Annotated in this window: 23 protein-coding genes, 1 other RNA gene, 1 pseudogene and 1 riboswitch; of the genes and pseudogenes, 23 read left to right on the top strand and 2 right to left on the bottom strand. The window is 26.6% G+C overall.

Going from position 1 to position 18975, the window contains the following annotated elements; genetic code table 4:
- Positions 1 to 97: 97 nt before the first annotated feature.
- Positions 98 to 592 carry a transposase family protein gene (locus AAHJ00_RS02935; protein WP_342224454.1) on the bottom strand — a complete coding sequence of 165 codons (495 nt, stop codon included), beginning with the start codon at positions 590 to 592 and terminating at the stop codon, positions 98 to 100.
- Between the two features lie 378 nt (positions 593 to 970).
- Here AAHJ00_RS02935 and thyA point away from each other — a divergent pair, with 378 nt between their 5' ends.
- The 7 genes from thyA to AAHJ00_RS02970 are packed head-to-tail and all read left to right on the top strand — an operon-like array spanning position 971 to position 6461.
- A complete protein-coding gene (gene thyA, locus AAHJ00_RS02940) occupies positions 971 to 1840 on the top strand; it encodes a thymidylate synthase (RefSeq protein ID WP_342224455.1) in 870 nt (289 codons plus the stop codon).
- A gap of 2 nt (positions 1841 to 1842) precedes the next feature.
- Positions 1843 to 2328: a dihydrofolate reductase gene (locus tag AAHJ00_RS02945; protein WP_342224456.1), complete on the top strand. Its 486-nt coding sequence runs from the start codon at positions 1843 to 1845 to the stop codon at positions 2326 to 2328.
- Positions 2321 to 3070 carry a lysophospholipid acyltransferase family protein gene (locus AAHJ00_RS02950; RefSeq protein WP_342224457.1) on the top strand — a complete coding sequence of 250 codons (750 nt, stop codon included), beginning with the start codon at positions 2321 to 2323 and terminating at the stop codon, positions 3068 to 3070. Before AAHJ00_RS02945 ends, AAHJ00_RS02950 begins: the two co-directional genes overlap by 8 nt.
- Positions 3071 to 3075: 5 nt before the next feature.
- Positions 3076 to 4374 carry a thymidine phosphorylase gene (locus AAHJ00_RS02955; protein ID WP_342224458.1) on the top strand — a complete coding sequence of 433 codons (1299 nt, stop codon included), beginning with the start codon at positions 3076 to 3078 and terminating at the stop codon, positions 4372 to 4374.
- 29 nt (positions 4375 to 4403) lie between these two features.
- The gene (locus tag AAHJ00_RS02960) at positions 4404 to 5171 is read left to right on the top strand and encodes a segregation and condensation protein A (RefSeq protein WP_342224459.1); all 768 of its coding nucleotides are present in this window, start codon (positions 4404 to 4406) and stop codon (positions 5169 to 5171) included.
- Positions 5155 to 5709, top strand: a complete 555-nt coding sequence (gene scpB, locus AAHJ00_RS02965) for an SMC-Scp complex subunit ScpB (RefSeq protein WP_342224460.1) — start codon at positions 5155 to 5157, stop codon at positions 5707 to 5709. The genes AAHJ00_RS02960 and scpB overlap by 17 nt, the downstream gene beginning before the upstream one ends.
- Before the next feature lie 11 nt (positions 5710 to 5720).
- Positions 5721 to 6461 carry a pseudouridine synthase gene (locus AAHJ00_RS02970; RefSeq protein ID WP_342224461.1) on the top strand — a complete coding sequence of 247 codons (741 nt, stop codon included), beginning with the start codon at positions 5721 to 5723 and terminating at the stop codon, positions 6459 to 6461.
- Positions 6462 to 6464: 3 nt separating this feature from the next.
- On the opposite strand, the gene AAHJ00_RS02975 is transcribed toward AAHJ00_RS02970, so the two are convergent.
- Positions 6465 to 7016 carry an inorganic diphosphatase gene (locus tag AAHJ00_RS02975; RefSeq protein ID WP_342224462.1) on the bottom strand — a complete coding sequence of 184 codons (552 nt, stop codon included), beginning with the start codon at positions 7014 to 7016 and terminating at the stop codon, positions 6465 to 6467.
- Positions 7017 to 7105: 89 nt separating this feature from the next.
- Here AAHJ00_RS02975 and AAHJ00_RS02980 point away from each other — a divergent pair, with 89 nt between their 5' ends.
- From AAHJ00_RS02980 to yihA, 16 genes and pseudogenes are all read left to right on the top strand, one after another.
- The gene (locus AAHJ00_RS02980; RefSeq protein WP_342224463.1) at positions 7106 to 7759 is read left to right on the top strand and encodes a hypothetical protein; all 654 of its coding nucleotides are present in this window, start codon (positions 7106 to 7108) and stop codon (positions 7757 to 7759) included.
- Between the two features lie 174 nt (positions 7760 to 7933).
- A complete protein-coding gene (locus AAHJ00_RS02985) occupies positions 7934 to 8647 on the top strand; it encodes a hypothetical protein (RefSeq protein WP_342224464.1) in 714 nt (237 codons plus the stop codon).
- Between the two features lie 45 nt (positions 8648 to 8692).
- On the top strand, positions 8693 to 9382 hold the full coding sequence (gene cmk / locus AAHJ00_RS02990) for a (d)CMP kinase (protein ID WP_342224465.1): 690 nt from the start codon (positions 8693 to 8695) through the stop codon (positions 9380 to 9382).
- 16 nt (positions 9383 to 9398) lie between these two features.
- Complete coding sequence (der, locus tag AAHJ00_RS02995; RefSeq protein WP_342224466.1) at positions 9399 to 10718, top strand: ribosome biogenesis GTPase Der; 1320 nt, start codon at positions 9399 to 9401, stop codon at positions 10716 to 10718.
- Positions 10719 to 10739: 21 nt separating this feature from the next.
- Entirely contained in the window at positions 10740 to 11738 is a 999-nt protein-coding gene (locus tag AAHJ00_RS03000) for an NAD(P)H-dependent glycerol-3-phosphate dehydrogenase (protein WP_342224467.1), read from the top strand.
- Between the two features lie 5 nt (positions 11739 to 11743).
- Entirely contained in the window at positions 11744 to 12310 is a 567-nt protein-coding gene (locus tag AAHJ00_RS03005; RefSeq protein ID WP_425288864.1) for a hypothetical protein, read from the top strand.
- 4 nt (positions 12311 to 12314) lie between these two features.
- Positions 12315 to 12647, top strand: coding sequence for a DivIVA domain-containing protein (locus tag AAHJ00_RS03010; protein WP_342224469.1), 333 nt, complete (start codon positions 12315 to 12317; stop codon positions 12645 to 12647).
- A gap of 22 nt (positions 12648 to 12669) precedes the next feature.
- Positions 12670 to 13066, top strand: an RNA gene (gene rnpB, locus AAHJ00_RS03015) — RNase P RNA component class B.
- Between the two features lie 60 nt (positions 13067 to 13126).
- The gene (pgsA, locus tag AAHJ00_RS03020; RefSeq protein ID WP_342224470.1) at positions 13127 to 13744 is read left to right on the top strand and encodes a CDP-diacylglycerol--glycerol-3-phosphate 3-phosphatidyltransferase; all 618 of its coding nucleotides are present in this window, start codon (positions 13127 to 13129) and stop codon (positions 13742 to 13744) included.
- Between the two features lie 21 nt (positions 13745 to 13765).
- A complete protein-coding gene (locus AAHJ00_RS03025; protein ID WP_342224471.1) occupies positions 13766 to 14221 on the top strand; it encodes a CinA family protein in 456 nt (151 codons plus the stop codon).
- 50 nt (positions 14222 to 14271) lie between these two features.
- Positions 14272 to 14538 (top strand): hypothetical protein, encoded by a 267-nt coding sequence (locus AAHJ00_RS03030; RefSeq protein WP_342224472.1) that lies wholly within the window; start codon positions 14272 to 14274, stop codon positions 14536 to 14538.
- Positions 14528 to 15300: pseudogene (gene recA, locus AAHJ00_RS03035) on the top strand (recombinase RecA). The gene AAHJ00_RS03030 and the pseudogene recA overlap by 11 nt, the downstream one beginning before the upstream one ends.
- Positions 15301 to 15498: 198 nt before the next feature.
- On the top strand, positions 15499 to 17034 hold the full coding sequence (gene rny / locus AAHJ00_RS03040) for a ribonuclease Y (protein ID WP_342224473.1): 1536 nt from the start codon (positions 15499 to 15501) through the stop codon (positions 17032 to 17034).
- Positions 17035 to 17112: 78 nt separating this feature from the next.
- A complete protein-coding gene (locus AAHJ00_RS03045; protein ID WP_342224474.1) occupies positions 17113 to 17505 on the top strand; it encodes a transposase family protein in 393 nt (130 codons plus the stop codon).
- A gap of 59 nt (positions 17506 to 17564) precedes the next feature.
- Complete coding sequence (locus AAHJ00_RS03050; protein ID WP_342224606.1) at positions 17565 to 17930, top strand: transposase family protein; 366 nt, start codon at positions 17565 to 17567, stop codon at positions 17928 to 17930.
- A 90-nt stretch (positions 17931 to 18020) separates the two neighbouring features.
- Positions 18021 to 18209: riboswitch (cobalamin riboswitch) on the bottom strand.
- 105 nt (positions 18210 to 18314) lie between these two features.
- Positions 18315 to 18899, top strand: a complete 585-nt coding sequence (gene yihA / locus AAHJ00_RS03055) for a ribosome biogenesis GTP-binding protein YihA/YsxC (RefSeq protein ID WP_342224475.1) — start codon at positions 18315 to 18317, stop codon at positions 18897 to 18899.
- Positions 18900 to 18975 lie beyond the last annotated feature (76 nt).

Genomic DNA, 18975 nt, shown 5'->3' on the forward strand with positions numbered 1-18975 from the left:
CTCTTTACCTTGGAATTTAATTATAAACTATTTTTAAAATTTTCTTAGAATTTGTCGTTATTTATAAAAATTTAAATAAAAAATAAATTCACCTTTTTTAAAAACTTCTTGTACTTGTCATAAGTCTGTGGTATACTACATACTTGTGTTTTAATAGTGTGTTTTTTCTTTTTTCCTGAATAAGATTGTTTTTGTCTTTTTTTGGACGTTGAATGGGTGTTTCTGTAGCATCAATAATAATTGTTTTATCATTAAAATAATCATTTATTAATGCTTTTTTACCAGCAAGTTGTTGAAAATCAGGATGTTTGATTAAAATATCTTCAATTCACTTGATATTTCGATAACAACTAGCTTCACTAATATCAAAACTTTTACCAAGATGAAAATAAGTACGATATTCTCGTCAATATGATAAAGTCATCAATAATCTATTTTCTAATGATAATTTATTATTTTTACCACCTCTTTTAAACTTTTTTAACTCAGCTTCTTTTAAAATATTTAACATTTTATTAAAAGTACTTTGCTTTATTCCAGTTAATCGTAATAATTCTTTATCATTAATAAAATTAAATTTATCAAATTTCATAATCTTAAATTCCTTATAATTTCTATTTTAAATATATTTTATAGGAATTTTGTTTAATAAATAAGTAATGCAAGAAGTCTATTAAACAAACAAGAAAATTTACATGATAATTCGGAATTAGCAAATATATTAAATTCTGTGGTTGTTAAATTTAAACAAAAATATAACATTGAGGATTGTGAAACTTTTGTTGGAAATCTAGACGATGAATTCACTTCATTGTAGTTGTTAAAAACAAAATTTTATAACTAAGAAATCATAGTAGCTAAGGTAATTTGAAATTACCTTAGCTTTTTACTTTTTATTAAGCGTAATAGTTTGTTATTAGATTTTATGTTAAAATTAAAAACAGAATAGAAATTATCGCGAGGTGAAACAATGGAGCAGTATTTAAGTTTATGTCGTCAGATATTAGAAAAAGGTCAAAATAAACCTAATCGTACCCTTATTGATACAATTAGTTTTTTTGGTTATCAAATGCGGTTTGATTTACAAAAAGGTTTTCCACTATTAACAACAAAAAAAGTATATTTAAAAGCTGTTATTTATGAATTATTATGATTTATTAAAGGTGATACTAACATTAGAACTTTAGTACAAAATAATGTTAATATTTGAAATGAGTGACCTTATAAAAAATATCAAAATTCACCTGATTTTAAAGGTGAACAATTACAAGATTTTATTTTTAAAATTAAAAATGATGAGCAATTTGCTAAAAAATATGGTGATTTAGGTCCGGTTTATGGTAAACAATGGCGAAATTTTAATGGTATTGATCAATTAAAAAATTTAGAAAAGCAATTAAAAGATAATCCACATTCACGAAGACATATTTTATCTAGTTGAAATCCTGAGGAAATTGAAGAAATGGCATTACCGCCTTGTCATACATTATTTCAATTTTATGTTACTGCTGACAATAAATTATCTTGTCAGTTATATCAAAGAAGTGCTGATGTATTTTTAGGTGTTCCTTTTAATATTGCTAGTTATGCTTTATTAACTTATATGCTAGCATCTGTTTGTGGGTATGAAGTTGGTGATTTTGTGCATACAATTGGTGATGCGCATATTTATACTAATCATTTAGAACAAATAAATGAACAATTAACAAGAACTCCAAAAAAAATATGCAAATTAATAATTAATCGTTCAGTAACTTCAATTTTTGATTTTGAATATGAAGATTTTTCATTATTAGATTATGAATCACATCCGGCGATAAAAGGACAAGTGGCAGTTTAATTATGGTAATTTTAGTATGAGCAATGGATAAGAACGGTGTTATTGGTAAAGATAATAAATTGCTGTGGTGTTTAAATCAAGAATTACAATATTTTAAAGAAATTACCATCGGAAAAACAATTTTAATGGGAAGAAAAACTTTTGATAGTTTAAAAGTTAAACCTTTATCACAAAGAAAAACTATTGTTGTTAGTTGAAATCCTAATTATAAATTTAATCATCCTGATGTAATTGTAAGTAATAATTTAGAAGGTATTTTAAAGCAATATGAACATAGTTGTGATGACTTATATGTTTGTGGGGGTGCTTTGATTTATCAAATAGCAATTCCCTATGCCAACAAATTATTTGTTTCACTTATTAATGATTCATATGGAGGCGATACTTATTTTCCAGAAATTGATTTCCATCAATTTAAAGAAACTAGTAAGAAACAATATGATAAATTTGTTGGATTAATTTATGAAAGGAAAGTTACTAATGAATAAATGAAGAGTAATAATTACATTGCCATATTTGCTGCAAACTTTAAGAAAAGCAAAAAAAATGACAAAGAAAGTGCTTCGTGATCCTAATTCAGTATCGGAAGAATATCGTTATAAATGATTGCAAAAGCGAGCGCGATATTTTGCATGGTTATATAATGTTAAAGTTCATCCCCAAGGATTAGAAAATTGAGTTAATAATAAGGGATGTGTGATGATTGTCAATCATCAATCAAATTTTGATGCTTTATTATTACTTTTAATTAATGATTTTAGTAAATTTGCTCCCTTAGCATTCATTGCTAAGCAAGAATTACAAGAACATAAAATATTTAAACGCTTTGTACAATTAATTGATGTTTTATTTTTAGATCGTAATAATCCAAGGCAAGCATTAGAAGTTTTTAATGATGCTAAAATGTTAATTCGTGTCCCACGAACAATGGTTATTTTTCCAGAAGGAACTAGAAGTAATAGTTCAACAGTACAAGAATTTAAGCCAGCAGCATTTAGAATTGCGTATCAAACATATGTTCCAATTATTCCGGTTGCTATTATTAATTCATATGAAGTTTTTAATAAAAAATATCAAGGAAAGAAAAATATTTATCTTGTGATTCAAAAATCATTAGACCCTGCTAATTTTATTAATATTACTACTGATAATTTAGCAAGAAATATGCAAAATAATATTCAAAAAGTCATTAATAATTTTAATTTAAAAAATAAGGATGAAAAAAAATAATGTGAATGTTAGATTTAATTAATAAGAAAAAACAAAATCAACAATTGACAACAAAAGAAATTGATTTTATTATTAGTAGTTTTACTAAAGGCGATATTCCTGATTATCAAATGAGTGCTTTTTTAATGACTGTTTGATTTAATGGTTTAAATGAACAAGAAACATTTGATTTAACAAAATCATTAATTAATTCTGGTGATTCGTTAGATTTATCATTAATTAGTGGTTTTAAAGCTGATAAACATTCTACTGGTGGTGTTGGTGATAAAATAAGTTTACTTTATGCTCCTTTGTTAGCAAGTTTTGGTATTAAGGTAGCAAAAATTTCTGGAAGAGGATTAGAACAAACTGGTGGAACGATTGATAAGTTAGAAGCGATTCCTAATTTTAATGTTAATTTGCAATGAAATGATTTTTTAAAGGTAATTAATGAATGTGGAATGAGTATTATTAGTCAAACACAAGATATTACTCCGGCTGATAAGAAAATTTATGCTTTAAGAGATACTACGGGAACTGTTGATTCCATTCCTTTAATAGCAGCGAGTATTATGGCTAAGAAAATTGCTATGGGTAGTGATGGTCTTATTTTAGATGTTAAGTGTGGTAATGGTGCTTTTATGAGTAATTTAAATGATGCTAAAAAATTAGCAAGAATAATGTTACAAATTACTCAAAAATTAAAAGTTAAAACTGCTGTTATTATTAGTGATATGAATCAACCATTAGGAAGAATGATTGGTAACATTTGTGAAGTTTATGAAGCGTATGATTTTTTACAAGGTAAAAATCAAGATTCAGGATTATTAGAACTTGTAACCTCTCTAAGCGCGATTAGTTTATTACAAGCAGAAATTTGTAATAATTTTGATGAAGCAAAACAAAAATGTATTGAGCAACTAAAATCATTAGTTCCATTAAATATTTTTAAACAATTTATTAAACAGCAATCTGGTGATATTGATTTTGTTACTAATTTTGTTTGAAAAGATGCTGTTAAATTTGTTATTGAAATTAAAGCATCAGTTTCAGGATTTGTTAATTTTCATAACTGTTATGGTTTAGGTAATTTAGCAATGCATTTAGGAGCAGGAAGAGAAACAAATTGTTCAACGATTGATTATATGGCCGGAATTTTTATTAATAAAAAAACCCAAGAAAAAGTTAATCCTAATGAAACGGTATTAACTTTATATACTAATATTAATAGTGTCAGTGAGTTTACAGCGATGGCAAAAGAATTATTTACGATTGAACAATCTTTACCGCCAATTAATAATATTATTTATGAAATAATGCAATAAGGTAATTAAGATAAGGCGGATAAGTAAATATGAGTAAATATCTGATTAACATTAATAATTTTCAAGGACCATTAGATTTACTTTTACATTTAATTAAAGAAAAAAATCTTGATATCTTTACTGTTGATGTTAGTAGTATTACAACGCAATATTTAGATTATTTAAATAAAATGGAAACATTAAATTTAGATATTGCTAGTGAATATTTAACAATGGCTGCATATCTTTTAGAATTAAAATCACGGCGATTATTACAACAGACTAATTTAGAAGAAGAAAATAGTGATTATGAAGCAGATAATCGTCAAGAGTTAATTCAAAAATTATTAGAATATCAAACTATTAAAGAAACAACTAGTTTTTTTAAAGAACAAGAGATTGTTCGTCAGCAAGTTTTTACGAGACCAGCAATTGTTTCCAATTCACAACAATATGCATCATTAGCGAAGAAAACTAATTGAGATTTTAACTTAGAGCAATTGAGTTTTCAATTACAAGAAGTATATAAAAGATATCAATTAAATATGCCAATGACAACACGCGTGGCTAAACAACAAATATCACCACAAAAGCGTGCATCAGAAATTTTTAATTTCTTAAAACAAAATCCCCAAAAAAGTTATAATCTTTATGATATTTTTGTTGAAAGTGATAATATTACAAATAATTTGCTTGTTGTTAGTTTTAGTGCTATTTTGGATTTAGTTCGTAGTCAGCAAATATATATTGAGCAAGCAGATATGTTTGCTCCTATCACATTAAAATATCGAGGTGAATTTAGTGAAGAAAGTGAATAATTATGCTTTAATGGAAGGATTAATTTTTATTGCTGGTGAAGAGGGCATTAGCAATCAAAAAATTGCTAAAAAGTTAAATCTTAGTCTTAATCTTGTTAATGAAATGTTAGTAACTATCCAACAACAGTTAGATGCCGATGAATCGCGAGGCATATCATTAATGAATAATAATAATGTTTTTAAGTTTATGACAAAACAAGAACATTTTAATATTTATGAATCATTAGTTATTGAACAAACTAGTAAATTATCAACAGCAGCATTAGAAACGCTAGCAATTATTGCTTATAAGGGTCCAATAGTAAAAAGTGAAATTGAAAGTATTCGTGGTGTTAGCAGTGATTTTATGGTTGCTAAATTAAAAGCTCGAGAATTAATTGTTGAACTAGGAAGAAGTGATGCTCTGGGGCGACCAATATTATATGGTGTGAGTCAATATTTTTTAGATTATTTTAATTTATCTTCGTTAGAAAAATTACCACCATTACCAGAATCTTTTTTTGATAAAGATGAAGACACTAATTTGTTTATTAATTAAGGATAATGATAATGAAAAAAGAACGATTACAAAAAATAATTGCTATGCGTGGTTATTGTTCGCGGCGAAAAGCTGAACAATTAATTTTAGCAGGCAAAGTTACAGTTAATGAACAAATTATTACGGAATTAGGATTTAAAGTTGAAGTAAATGTTAAAATTACTGTTAATGGTCAATTATTGCCAGCAGAACAAGAAAATATTTATTTAGCTTTTAATAAACCAATCGGATGTATTACTTCTTTGGATGACCCTCTCGGAAGAAAAACTGTCTTTGATTATTTAAAAGATATTACCGTTCGGATTTATCCGATTGGCAGATTAGATTATTATACTAGTGGGTTATTGTTATTAACTAATGATGGTAATTTTGCTAATTTAATTATGCATCCGACCCACGGCATTAATAAAGTTTATGAAGTAACGGCTAAAGGTAAAATTACTTCCACAATGATTAATAGTTTATTAAATGGTGTTTTAATTGATGATGATTTTTTAGCTAAAGCAATACAAGTTAAGTTATTAAGAGTAAATAGTAATCAACAAACTTATATGCTAGCAATAACTATTCAAGATGGTCACAATCAACAAATTCGGAAAATGATTAAAGCAATAAATGGTAAAGTTTTAGCATTAAAACGACTTGCTGTGGGAATATTAACTCTTAATGGTATTAGCGAAGGTCATTATCGGTTATTAACAAATGATGAAGTTAAGCAATTAGAAAAAATGGCGAAAAAAAATAATCCCTAAGGATTATTTTTGTATTTCTTTAAATTTTTCTAGTAATTTTTCTTTTCCTTCATTAATAAGAAGATCATTATATTTAGTATATAACTCACGACAATGAGCTAATTCGTTTAAAGCTCATTTTTCATCTTTTCATTCTTTAACAATAACTGCTTTTTTTTGTAACTGTTTATATTGGATAAAGAAATTTTTAATTTTTGCTAAAGTATGTTCAGGAACATCTTTTAAAGATTTAAGATGATTAAAATGAGGGTCATCGGCTAAAACACCAAATAGTTTAGTATCAATTTCACCACCATCAATCATTTCTAAAGCTCCAAGAATTCTAACATTAGCTTGACATCCAGGAATCGTTGGATATGTTGCTAAAGCAATAACATCAAGCGGATCACCATCTCAGTCTAAAGTATTTTCAATACAACCGTATTCGCCAGGATAAACATTAGCACCATATAAAACACGATCTAAAATAATTCTTTTAGTTTCAAAATTATATTCGTATTTATTACTACTACCAGTAGTAATTTCAATAATTACAGGAACGATATTATTTTCCATTAATAAATTTTCTCCTTTTCTTTATTTGTAAAAATATTATACAATAAATATGTTGAAATAACGGTAATTAATTAAGGCGGAATAAATTAATGAGAAAGATAACAAGATTGTTATGAGTAACACTTAAAAATGATAGTCAATTAACAATTAAAAAGTTAGTTTTAATTGCTAATTTTTTAGCTATTTGTTTATTAGTCGGTTATATTAGTAAATTTATTCCGCCTTTATTTTTATCTTATTTAAAATTAGAATTTATTGATGTTTTTATTATTATTGCTTTTCCGTTTTTAGGAATTATTTATACTTATTTTTTAGTATTTTTAATTCCTTGAATGTTAATGCTAATTACTAGTACTAGTGGTCCAATTGCTTATTTAGCATTAATGTTAGCAACAGGAGGATTTTATTCAATATTTTTAATTGTGCAAATGCCATTATTTTTTATTATTCAATTTTGTGGATGAACAAAAAATAGTTCTGGTAAATTTTTAACGATTATTGTTTGAATTATTAGTATTTTTTTAGCGGCAATTATTAATTCATTTTGAATGACTTTTTTAAATTGAGTTTTTATTTTGGAATTATATCGGATGGCATCTTTGCGAAATCAGTTATTTGTAGTTTTTTTACCATTTAATTTAATAAAATTTTGTTTGGAAGCTTTAGTTTATAGTTTAATCGTAACAGCAACTTGACCATTAATTGAAAAAAATGCTAACGCAAGTTATTATATTTTATTATAATTATATTAGACTTGGTACATAACTATAACATTTTGCACCTACCAAACTATAAAATTCACTTTCATCTTTATATTTATCTAATATTTGTGCTTCATCTAGAAAATAATATTATCAAAATAGTAGATAAAATTGAGGGTTATGTACCAAGTCTATTAGAGAAATGAGGCGATAGTAGTGAAAATTGAACAAACAAGGATGGAACGATTTTCGCTCTCACGAGAACAAATTAATCGTGAGATTGAGTTAGATCAAGCATTATTGCAAGAAGAAGAGTTATTGCAAGATTATATTAGTCGTTTTAGTCATATTGATAAAGAATATTTTCAAGAATTTCTTGATAATATTAATCAAGAATGAGACCTATTAAGCCCTCAATTACATCAAGATCATTCAAAAGGTTTTATTAATTTTGAAGTTAGATATGAAATTAATCAGTATTTAACTGATATTCGTAGTAAATATGATTGTGATTTAAATGATAATGTTAATTTACAACAAATTTTACAAGACCATAATTATCACCATAAATTTGGTCAGCATTTAAATGGTACTAGTGAAAGTAAATATCAAGAAATAATTTTAGCGTTAGAAAATTCTGTTAAAAATTTACAAACTAAAATTTCTTCAGAAACGGAATTAGTTCAGCAAGTAATTAAAACCTATCAAGAAGATTTAAAAAAGCATCCAGAGGCGTTAATACCTAGTAAAAAACCGTTAGTAGAATTATTATCAAATTCAGCGGCAATGACTGATGAACAATTTAATCAGTTAGTAACAAGGTTTAAAAAGCAAAAAATTAGTTTTAAATGATTAGTATTGTTAATAATTGGTAGTATTATCTTGATTATCTCTTTATTAATTGTTCTTTTACTTTTATTAATTCAATAATATCATTATATTAGATGTATAATTTGTTAGAGGTGGAATAAAAGAATGAAACAGATAAATATTGCTATTGATGGACCAGCTGGAAGTGGAAAGTCAACAACTGCTAAATTAGTTGCTAAACGGTTACATTATATTTTTATTGACACTGGTTTAATGTATCGAGCTTTAACGCTTTATTGCTTAGTAAATAAAATTGATATTAATGATACTAGAGCGGTTATTAAGGTGTTGACTAATATTAGATTTAGTTATGATGCTAATGGTAATATTTATGTGAATGGGATTAAACAAAATTCTTATGATTTAAGTAGTAAAAAAGTTGTTAATCATGTTAGTTCAATTAGTGCTATCAAAGCGGTAAGAACATTTATGGTTAAAAGTCAAAGAGCAATTGTTCAAGGTTTTGGTTATATTCTTGCTGGAAGAGATATTGGGACGGTTGTTTTACCTAATGCTCAATTAAAAGTATTTTTAACAGCAACAATTACTAAACGAGCACAAAGAAGAGTTGAACAAGCACGACAACAAGGAATGGTTTTAGAGTTGTCTAGTGTTCAAAATAATTTACAAGATCGTGATCGTCAAGATTCTGATCGTAAAGTCAGTCCTTTAAAGAAAGCTAATGACGCAATTGAAATTGATAATAGTAATTTATCATTAGATCAAATTGTTGATTTAATTGTGACAATGGTTTATGAAATTAAAAAAAAATCAATGCCTTTTGCAAATGCATAGTTAGGAAAAAAATAAAATGAAAAATTCTGCAATTGTCGCTATTATTGGGCGACCTAATGTTGGTAAGTCAACATTATTTAATCGCTTAATTAAAAATCGTTTATCAATTGTTGATGATACACCAGGAGTTACCAGAGATCGGATTTATCAAAAAGCACAATGACTTAATCGTGAATTTTGATTAGTAGATACTGGTGGTCTTGGTTTTGGTAATGATGAATTACAAGCACAAATTTCATTACAAGCACAAATTGCGATTGAACAAGCTGATGTTATTATCTTTACTACTAATTATCAAGAACGATTGCAAGAAGAAGAAAAACGAATTGCTAAAATGCTTTATGGAATTAATAAACCAATTATTTTGGTTGTTAATAAATATGATAATCAACAAGTTAATAATGAACTATATGATTTTATCCAATTAGGATTTGGTGAGCCAATTGCGGTTTCTTCAACGCATGGTATTGGGATTGGCGATTTGTTAGATAAAATTATTTTTAGTTTAAATCAATTAAATTTAGAAATAAAACCAGATCTTGAAAATGAAACTAAAATCGCTATTATTGGACGACCTAATGTTGGTAAGTCTAGTTTAACAAACGCATTATTAAATGAGTCGCGGGTTGTTGTTTCTAATCTTCCAGGCACGACAACAGATGCTGTTGATAGTTCATTTGTTAGAAATGGACAAAAATTTGTTGTTATTGATACGGCGGGAATTAGAAAACGAGGAAAAGTTCAAACAAATTTAGAAAAGTATAGTGTTTTAAGGGCTTTAAAAGCTGTGGAACGAAGTGATATTGTTTTATTAGTATTAGATGGCAATGAAGGTGTTAGAGAACAAGATGCTAAAATTGGTGCGATTGCGAAAGAGGGTTATAAACCAGTAATTATTATTGTTAACAAATATGATGAAATGGAAAAAACAAAAAAATCATTAGATGATTTTCGTAAAGAAATTCAAGTTCATTTTAAATATTTGCATTATGCTTTTGTAATTTTTGTTTCGGTATTAAAAAATGTGCATCTCGGAAAGATTTTTCAAAATATTAATAAGATTAAAGAAAAACAAAACTTACGGATTCAAACTAGTGTTGTTAATGAAATTCTTAGTAAGGCTCAGTTATTACATCAACCACCTATTTTTCAAGGCGAAAGATTAAAGATATATTATGCCACACAGGTAAGTAAACAACCAATTACTTTTGTTTTATTTGTTAATAATCCTAAGCATTTACATTTTTCATATGCAAGATTTTTGGAAAATCAGTTACGAGAATATTTTGACTTTCAAGGGATTCCTTTACTATTGATTTTTCGTCAAAGAAAATAAATATTTAAGGAAGGTAAAAGAATGCAAAAAATTATTATTTTAGGAACTGGAGCGTTTGCTAGTGCTTTGGCACAAGTTTTAGCAGAAAATAAAAATGAAGTATTAATGTATGGCATTGAAAAAAGTGAAGTTGATGATATTAACAATAATCATCAAAATAGTAAATATTTTCAAGGGATTCGTTTAAATGAAAATATTGTTGCTACTAATGATTTAAAACAAGCTGTATGTGATGCTAAAGTTATTGTTTTTGCGCTTCCTTCACAGGTTTTGCCTAGCGTTTGTCAGCAAATTAATGAGTTAGTAACTTATCCAGTGCATTTTATTAATATTGCTAAAGGTTTTGAACCTAATACTGGTGAAAGGTTATCATTAACGATTCGTAAAAATTTAAAACCTTATATTATTGAAGATTTGTCAGGATTAAATGGTCCTAGTATTGCAATTGAAATTGTTCAAAGATTTCCCACACAAGTAACAGCGGTTAGTGAGAATTTATTATATGCGAAAAAAGTTCAGCAATATTTTAATAGTGAAAATTTTTCGGTGACGATTACTAATGATTTTATTGGTGTTGAATGTGCTAGTGCTTTAAAAAATGTTGTTGCGATTATTTTGGGAATGTTAAAAGGTCAAAATGCTAGTGATAATACTGTTGCATCTTTTATTACTATTGGTTTAAATGAAGCAATTAAATTTAGTAATAAAATGGGGGGAAAAACAGAAACATTTTTAACGCCAACCGGCATTGGTGATTTAATTTTAACAGCAATGTCACCAAAATCTCGTAATTATCAATTTGGTTATGAAGTTGGTAAAACTAATGATCCAGAAACTGTTATTAAGCAATCACAAAAAGCTGTTGAAGGTTTTGGCACTTGCAAGTTAGTTAATGAGCAAATGTCAAAATTAAGTTTAAAACTACTACCTTTATTTGCATTATTATATAAAATTCTTTATTCATATGAAAATCCTCAAATTGTAATTAACAACTTTTTAAAACATTTTCCAATTGAATAAAAATAATGAACATAAATTCGTTAAATATTTTTCATAAGTGAAGACTTTTATTACAGTTTTATAAGGTTCTTTTAATTACTGAAGATGAATTAATTATTTTATTATTATTAATGCATTTATTATCAAAAGAATATCAATTTGTAACTTCTGGGGAATTAGAAAAATTTTCTAATTTTGATGTTAACAAAATTGATAAATTATTAGTTCAATTATTAGAAAAAGATTATTTACAAATTAGTAATTTTAATGATAAGTTAACAATGTCATTAACACCATTATTTAATAAAATTTTTCAGATCTTGCAAGATGATAATGTAATTATTGAAGATAAGTTTGTTGATATTAATAGTGTTTTAATAACACCGTTATCTTTTGAACAAAAATTATTTATTGAACAACATTTGAATGATGAAAATTTAATTAATAAGGTACAATCGTTAAAAAGTAATAATAAAAAAACTAATTTTATTAAATTACAACAGTTGATTTTAAATCCTGATAATAAAAAAAGTTTATCGCAATTTAATTGATTAATTACTGATATGATTGATGCCATAAAAAAGGAGGAATAATTTTATGAAAAATGATAATAGTTTTAAATTGGCAAAAGAGGATATTTTAGAAAAGGAATTTCAAATTAATTTTAAAGGTTATGATGCCCAAGAAGTTGATCGGTTTTTAGATATTGTTCAAAAAGATTATGATGCTTTTAATAAAATTATTGAAACTCATGTTGATGAAATTTTGAGTTTAAAAGAAAAACTCAAAGAAATAATTGAAGAACATGAAAAGTTAAAAAGTAATTATGAAATTGTTATGCAACAACGAGATAAGTTAGAAGAAAAAGGTTTAAGAAATGTTGATATCATTAATCGGTTAAGTAAACTTGAAAGTAAAGTTAATAAGTAGTAAAATGGATATGAGATTAAAAATCCGTGCTAATCGCTGTTAGAAATTTATTTTTAATAGAGGAAAGTCCACACTCACACTAGCTGTGATGCTAGTAATGTTTATGCTTGGAGAAAAAATAATTCAAGGATAAGAAACATCAAATGATGTTTCTTAGATGGCTAACTAATGACCTAAGTTAATTATTTAATATGGTTTAGTAGTTTATAAAAGTGCCATAGTGACGATACTAATGAGAAATTATTAGAGTGGAACGCGGTAAACCCCATAAGTGAGAAACCCAAATTATGGTAGGGGAACTATTAATTGCGAATGATAAGTAATTAATGGATATTTGTTTAACTTTAAAGTTGAATTAATATAGATAAATGATTAGCGCTTAAAGCATTTATGTCTTTGAGAACAGAATGTGGCTTACGAGATTTTTAATCTCGTTTTTTTATTTTTAGGTTATAATTTTTTATATAGGAGGGTTGCTAATGAATTTACCAAATAAAATAACATTAGTACGAATTATTTTAGTACCGATAATTTTAATTTTAATGTTGTTAGGAGCACCATTTGCTAACTATAATTTTGTTAGTCCAAGTATTAATATTGATAGTAATGTTAAAATTAATATTCTTTGAATTATTGCAGGGTTACTTTTTATTATTGCTTGTTTTAGTGATTGATTAGATGGTTATCTTGCTAGGAAAAATAAGCAAGTAACAAACTTTGGTAAGATTGCTGATCCGATTGCTGATAAGATGTTGACTAGTGGTGTTTTAATTATTATGACAATTCCGCAAATTATTCCAGTTTGAGTAACATTAATTTTGATTTCCCGAGATATTTTGCTTGATGGGATAAGAATGTTTTTAGCAACTAAAAAAGTTGTTATTGCTGCTAATTATTATGGTAAGTTAAAAACCTTAATGCAAATGGCAGGGTTAACATTATTATTTTTTGTTAATCATATTTGATTTGGATGAAATAGTGATTGAGGTTCATGACAGTATCATATTATTTTAATACCAATATATTTATCATTATTGCTTTCAGTTTGGAGTGCAATTACTTATATTCTTGGAATTAAACAAAGCAATCAAAAATAAATATTAATTAGGAGGAAAAAAATGCACGATTTAGTTAAATTATTAGAAAAGAAAAATTTAACCATTAGTAGTTGTGAAAGTATTACTGGGGGAGCTTTTAGTGAGGCATTAGTTAAGACTGAAGGAGCCAGCAAAGTATTTCGTGGTGGGTTAATAGCTTATAGTGCTCATTCTAAAGTTCATTTAGCAAGAGTTCAGTTAACAACTTTACAATCATTTGGTGCTGTTAGTGTTGAAACAGCTATTGAAATGGCACAAAACGCAAAAAATTTATTTGATAGTGATATGGCAATTAGTTTTACTGGTAATGCTGGTCCTGAAAACCATGAAAATAAGCCATTAGGTTTAGTATATATTGCATTGGCATATAATAACAAATGTTTAGTTTATGAATATCAATTATCGGGAAATCGCAAACAAATTATTAATAAATGTGTTAAATTAATTAAAGAATTAATTAAAGAAAATTTAAAATAAACTAGGAAAAGTTTATTTTTTTTGTTAATTTATCTAGTGGAGGTAAATAAATGTCAAAAAATAAAACGAATACTACCGAACTTATTGATAAAGAAGAACTATTACAACAAGCATTACAAACAATTATTAAAGAATATGGTAGTGATGCGGTTGTGGATATGAATAAAAAACTTCCATCAAAGGATAATATTATTAGTTCGGGAAGTTTATTATTGGATATGGCAATTGGTATTGGTGATTATCCTCGTGGCAGAGTTATTGAAGTTTATGGTGCTGAATCTTCTGGAAAAACCACTTTAGCATTACATGGCTATTAGTGAAGTTCAAAAAGGTAATGGTAAAGCTGTTTTTATTGATGTTGAACATGCTTTAGACCCAAATTATGCTCAAAAAATTGGTGTTAGGTTAGAACAATTAATAATTGTTCAGTCTGATTCAGGAGAACAAGCGTTAGGAATATTAGAAGTTTTTGTTAAGTCTAATGTTATTGATTTGATTGTAGTTGATTCTGTTGCGGCGTTAACACCACAAGTTGAATTAGATGGTGAAATGTCTGATCAAACGATTGGTGCTCAAGCGCGATTAATGTCAAAGGCATTACGCAAGTTAAATTCATATATTGCTAAAACTAACTGTTTGGTTTTTTTATTAATCAAATTAGAGAAAAAGTGGGAATTATTTTTGGTAATCCAGAAATAACCCCCGGAGGTAGAGCATTAAGGTTTTATTCATCAGTACGAGTTGAATTAAGAAGAAGTGACCAAATTCTGTTTAATAATCAATTAGTTGGTTATAAAACTAAAGTTAAAATTGTTAAAAATAAAGTTGCTGCTCCTTTTCAAATGACGGTTTTAGATATTTACTTTGGTCGTGGAATATGCAAGTTAGAAGAATTGATTTCATTAGGTTTAAAGGGTAATATTTTGCAAAAAATTGGTTCTTGATATAGTTATGGTGAGCAAAAACTTGGTTTAGGTCGTGATAAGAGGTTAGAGAATTTTTTATTGCTAATGTTGATTTACAAGAACAATTGCATCATAATGTTATTGAGTGATTACATACTGTTAAGTAATATTTAATAGCAAGTCTTTTAATGAAAGACTTGCTTTTTAATATTTTAATGCTTATATTTGTATTTAATTAGTTATTAAAAGATGATATTATTAATAGGTAAACATTGAAGTAATGTTTTAAACTAATTATCTATTATTTAAAGAAAAAAATTAAATTTTATTAATAATTTGAAAAGAAAATTAACTATTCAGAAAGGAAAATTTATGAGTAAATTAGAATTCGGTCTTTTGGTTGGAATTTTTTTAGCATTGGCGATTGGTATTGGCATTGGTCTGTTAATTAAATATTTTGTTCGTACTAGTAATGATAAAAAGAGTCAAATAAAATTGGCACAAGCAGAACGAGAAGCAAAAAATATTATTCAATCAACAAAGGCAGATATCAAAGTAGAAATTGCTCAAATGAAAAAAGAAGTTGCAATTGATTTAGAACAAAGAAGAAGTCAAAGTAATAATTATGAAGCCTTATTAATGAAGCGCGAAAAAAATATTATTGAACGCGAAGAAGTGTTGGAATCTCAATATCGTGAAATTCTTCAAAAAAAAGATAATATTAAAAAAATTGAAGAAAACTATTATGATAAATTAGAGAAAATTGTTTTAGAATTAGAAAAAGTTGCTGGACTTAGTCAACAAGAAGCAAAAGTAGTTTTGTTTAAAGAATTAGAGGAGAAACTTGATTTAGAGTTAGGACAATTAATTAAAAATCGTGAAAATGATGCTAAAATTAAAGCAAAAAATATTGCTGACAATATTATTGCGGTTGCCATTGAAAAATATGCTCATGATGTTGTTGCTGAAAAAACAACAGCATTTGTTAAGTTACCTAATGATGAAATGAAGGGACGAATTATTGGTAAAGAAGGTAGAAATATTAAGGCTTTTGAACAAGCAGCTGGTGTTGATATTATTATTGATGATACTCCAGAAATTATTCAAGTATCATCTTTTAATCCGATTAGACGAGAAATTGCGGTTCGAACTTTAAATTCATTAATGCGTGATGGGCGGATTCAACCAATAAGAATTGAAGAAGTTTTAAAGAAAACTCAAGATGATTTGGAATCTTTAATTCAAGAAACTGGACAAAAGGTAATTAGTGACTTAGGAATTACTAATATGAAGCTTGGATTAGTTTATTATCTTGGAAAATTACGATATCGTACTAGTTTTGGTCAAAATGCTTTACAGCATTGTATTGAAGTAGCAAAGTTGGCTGGAACAATGGCTGCTGAGTTAGGATTGGATGAAAAATTAGCAAGAAGAGCAGGTTTATTACATGATATTGGCAAGGCAATTGATTATGAAATGGATGGTTCGCATGTTAATTTGGGTGTTCAATTAGCAAAAAAATATGGTGAACATCCGCTAATTATTAATGCTATTCATGCCCACCATGGGAAGATTAGTCCGCAAAGTATTTATGCTGTTTTAGTAATGGCAGCGGATACTTTATCGGCAGCTAGACCAGGAGCAAGAAACAATTCTTTAGAAGAGTTTATTCAAAGAATGCAACAAATTGAAGAAATTTGTCAATCAATTCCTGGGGTGCAAAAATCTTATGCTGTTCAAGCCGGAAGGCAAATTAGAATTATTGTTGATCCTGGTAAGGTTAGTGATGCTAAGGTTTATAAAATTGCTCATGATGTGAAAATTAAAATTGAAAAAGAAATTACAATTCCTGGCGATATTCATATCACTGTTATTAGAGAATTAAGAGCTAATGAAGTTGCTCGTTAAAATTAAATATTAGACTTGGTACATAACCTTTAATTTTATCTACTATTTTGATAATATTATTTCCTAGGTGAAGTACAAATGTTAGATAAATACAAAGACGAAAATGAATTTTATAGTCTAATCGGCATAAAATATAAAACTTTCATGAAAATGGTAGAAATTTTAAAAGAAGCTGAAGCTAAACAAAAACAAATTGGTGATAGACCAAATAAATTATCAATAGAGCAAAGATTACTTATGACTTTAGAATACTGAAAAGAATATAGTACATATCGTATTATTGCAAAAAAATATAATATTAGTCATGTTAGTTGTATTCGTAATATCTTTTGAGTTGAAAATACTCTAATAAAAAATAGTCACTTTCATATACCTGGCAAAAAGATATTATTGGAAAATAAGGGTACTAATAATAATTTATTAGCAATTGATGCTACAGAAATTCCAATTGAAAGAATTAAAAAAAACTAAAATTATTATTTTCTGGTAAGAAAAGGCAACATTCATTAAAATCGCAAATAATTATTGATTTATTTAACAATAAGATTATTTCAGTAGATTTTTGTTATGGCAGTATTCATGATTATAAGTTATTTTTAAAATCAAATATACTTATAAATCCAAGATTAGAATTAATTGCTGATTCAGGATATCAAGGTTTGCAAAATGTTCATAAAAATAGATTATTGCCAATTAAAAAGAGTAAAAATAATCCTTTAAATCCAGATAAAAAGGAATATAATAGCTTTTTAAGTAAAGTTAGAATTGCCATTGAACATGTTTTTGCTAGATTAAAAAGATTTAAAATACTAGTTTATCGTTATCGCAATAAGATTAGAAGATTTGGATTACGATTTAACTTAATTTCAGGAATATATAATTTTGAATTAAGCTAGTTATAGTTATGTGCCAAGTCTAATAAGTAAAAGATATTTAATGTTATTAAAACATTAAACATAATTTAGTCTCATTCCCGAAGAACTTAAAAATTTAAGCAAGATAAGGCAGGTCTCCTGGCTTAACATCAACCAATAATTATGCCTTCTCAAAAAACCAATTTTTAATGGAGAATATAATTATTGTCCGTATTACAGTTGCTGGGGCAGCTTTAGAATAATACTAAATTCCCTTTTCATAATTACAATTAAGTAATTAACCTTACAAACTAAATAGTTGCATATTTTTATTCTATACGATAAAATTTTAAGCACAAGGTAAAATATTAATAAAATTAAAAATTATTTCATTTTTAGTTTTAAAAAATAAAAGTGGTGAAAACAATGAAAATTACTAAGAGTGTGTTTCTTAAAGGTGCTATTAATAAGGAACAATGAATTGATGATGAGATTAGTGAAGTATTGTTATTAGGGCGAAGTAATGTTGGAAAATCAACATTTATTAATTCTTTATGTAATAATAAACAATTAGCAAAGGTGTCTAGTTCGCCTGGTAAAACACAGATGCTTAATTTTTTTGCTATTAATGATAATGAATTTCGTTTTGTTGATTGTCCAGGTTATGGCTTTGCAAAAATAAGTAAAAGTATTAAAAAAGAATTTGTTAAAATGATGGATACTTATTTATTAGCACGAAAAAATTTAAAGTTAGCAATCCTATTATTAGATTTAAGACGAATTCCTAATGATGATGATTTATTAATGTTTAACTTTTTACAAGCACGAAATATTAATATTCTCATTGTTACTACGAAGTTAGATAAACTAAAGAAAAATGATATTAGCAAGCAAGAAAAAGTAATTAAAGAAACATTGCTGATTATTAATGATATTGACATTATTAAAACATCAAGTATTAGTAAAATTGGTTATGATGCTGTTCTTGAAAAAATTACTGAATATATTTAAAAACTAAGTTTAGAGGTAGGATTATAAATATAATTAAGAAAGATTAAGGCAAATAGCAATCTTTGTCATCAAAAGC

The sequence above is a fragment of the Spiroplasma endosymbiont of Asaphidion curtum genome (assembly GCF_964031085.1).
In the GTDB taxonomy this organism is placed as follows: Bacteria; Bacillota_I; Bacilli_A; order Mycoplasmatales; family Nriv7; genus Nriv7.